This window comes from Bifidobacterium sp. M0353 (assembly GCF_016100645.1).
GTDB classification, from domain to species: domain Bacteria; phylum Actinomycetota; class Actinomycetes; order Actinomycetales; family Bifidobacteriaceae; genus Bombiscardovia; species Bombiscardovia choladohabitans.
Genome location: NZ_JACFSB010000128.1, coordinates 1 through 282 on the forward strand (window position 1 = coordinate 1; position 282 = coordinate 282).

Genomic DNA, 282 nt, shown 5'->3' on the forward strand with positions numbered 1-282 from the left:
GTAGAAGCAATGAAAGTCAGGCACCTGATCCCTTTGCAGAATCAGGAGATTCAATTGATATTACGGATGACGATTTGCCGTTTTAGGAGGGATGCAATGAAACTACCTAGTTATGAAGAATTGTTGATAAACATGGAGTATAAATTAATTTTTGATTATTATGATCAACCATTATCTTTTGTGGCCAAAGTAGGATCAACTGATTATCTCTTTTATTTTATTTCAAATGATAAATATTTTTTAACAAAAATTGATACTGATGTTGCAACTAAACTAAATGAT

The 282-nt window shown here is 30.5% G+C and carries 1 protein-coding gene; it reads left to right on the top strand.

Going from position 1 to position 282, the window contains the following annotated elements; all coding sequences use genetic code 11:
- Window positions 1–96 precede the first annotated feature (96 nt).
- The coding region (locus H3V04_RS09270; RefSeq protein WP_198188329.1) for a hypothetical protein at window positions 97–282 on the top strand (186 nt) is incomplete at its 3' end.